A 1,977-nucleotide genomic window follows, 5' to 3' on the forward strand; every position below is an offset into this window, starting at 1 on the left:
TATCCATGGACAAAGTTAATCACCGTTTTAAGCGTGATGGCAGCATCATCGCTAATCCATGCTGTCCGGATCAAAATGACTGAAAAAATAATAAACAAAAATAGAACTAGAAATTTTTTGGCTTCACTTGATTCGTTAGAAAACATAGCCGTAGATATTCCTTTAATCAATCACAACTCAACTTGGTTTGGATAGTAAGCTAGAATATTAGGAACGTAAAACTGATATAAATAAACATCTTCTATATTCCTAAATAGCTTATATTTTAATACTATGGAACGAGTTAAATCTGCTGAAACTTAATCCGCTTTTTGTAAATCATTGGCAGCCATTGCAACGGCTTTAAACATTGCACGACCTTTATTCATGGTTTCTTGCCACTCATTTTCTGGTACAGAATCGGCGACAATGCCAGCCCCAACTTGTAAATGTAGTGTTTGGTCTTTAATGACTGCGGTTCGAATGGCTATTGCAGTATCCATTTCTCCATGCCATGCGATATAACCCACCGCACCACCATAAACACCACGTTTAACAGGTTCAAATTCATCAATAATTTCCATCGCACGAATTTTGGGTGCACCGCTTAGTGTGCCTGCCGGGAACGTTGCTTTTAATACATCAATCGCGCTTAAATCAGGCTTTAGCTGTCCTGTGACATTGGAAACAATGTGCATAACATGTGAATAACGTTCAACAACCATTCTTTCTGTCAGCTTCACACTGCCGATTTCTGCAACACGACCGACATCATTGCGACCTAAATCAATTAACATTAAGTGTTCGGCTAATTCTTTCGGATCAGCAAGTAAATCTTGTTCTAACTCAATATCCTCTGTTTGGGTTTTACCACGAGGACGAGTGCCAGCAATTGGACGCACAGCCACTTCATTATTTTGAAGACGCACTAAAATTTCAGGTGATGAGCCTACAATATGAAAATCATCTAAATCAATATAAAACATGTAGGGTGATGGATTGAGATAGCGCAAAGCACGATAAATATTCAATGGCGGAATTGTACAAGGCAAGGACATCCGTTGTGACAATACGGCCTGCATGATGTCACCTTCAACAATGTAGTGCTTGGTTTTTTCTATCGCTTGCTTAAATGCTTCATGCCCAAAACCTGTTTTAAAATCAGACTCATCAACCGTATGTGCTGTTGTTTGTGCTTGTTGTGGCAATGGCTGCTTTAATTTTACAACCAATTGATCTAATCGGGATTCAGCTTGTTGCAACGCATTTTCTTGCTCAGGATTAGCATGGACGACAAGAAAGATTTCACCTTTTAAATTATCAAAAACCAATACTTCATCTGATACCATCAATAAAATATCAGGATTGCCTAGCGGATCATTTTTAGGTTGAGATTTCGCTAAGCGAGGTTCAATGTAACGCACCGTATCATAGCCAAAGTAACCTACTAAACCACCTGTAAATGGAGGGGTTTCAAGGTATTCTTCAGGCACTTGGTAACGTTGTTGAAAACCTTTAATCCATTCTAGAGGATCATCAGCTTGAATTGTTTCAATGATTTGTCTGTGTTCAACAATTTGAATCTCGTGCCCATAAATTTTGACCACTGTTTTTGCGGGCAAACCAATAATCGAATAGCGTCCCCATTTTTCACCGCCTTGCACTGATTCGAATAAATAGGAATATGCGCCATCTGCTAGTTTAAGATAGGTGCTGAGTGGCGTATCTAAATCTGCAAGCACTTCACGTAGCACGGGAATGCGATTATAGCCTTGTTGTACAAGTTTGGAGTATTTTTCTGGGGTCATGTTGGCAACTAATAGTTAACAATGAACAACTAATAAACAATACAATATACTAGCGTAACGTATGCAGTACGTCCAATCGGTTTTTTATTCATTATAATGTTTGAATATTGAGGATGACTCATATATGAGTATAAACTGCTGTCGTGTGTTGTTATAGTTGTTTTATTTTAAATTGATACAGGACTGGCAG

General features: G+C 38.4%; 2 protein-coding genes. One reads left to right on the forward strand and one right to left on the reverse strand.

Annotation, left to right across the window (positions count from 1 at the left end):
* Positions 1–195 (forward strand): hypothetical protein (locus tag ABXH34_RS18675; RefSeq protein ID WP_353573401.1); only part of this gene is annotated, 195 nt, incomplete at its 5' end.
* Positions 196–299: 104 nt separating this feature from the next.
* Here ABXH34_RS18675 and trpE read toward each other — a convergent pair.
* Positions 300–1,787, reverse strand: coding sequence for an anthranilate synthase component I (gene trpE, locus ABXH34_RS18680; protein ID WP_353573402.1), 1,488 nt, complete (start codon positions 1,785–1,787; stop codon positions 300–302).
* Between the last annotated feature and the right edge of the window lie 190 nt (positions 1,788–1,977).

The sequence above is a fragment of the Candidatus Albibeggiatoa sp. nov. BB20 genome, assembly GCA_016744725.1.
Taxonomy (GTDB): domain Bacteria; phylum Pseudomonadota; class Gammaproteobacteria; order Beggiatoales; family Beggiatoaceae; genus Albibeggiatoa.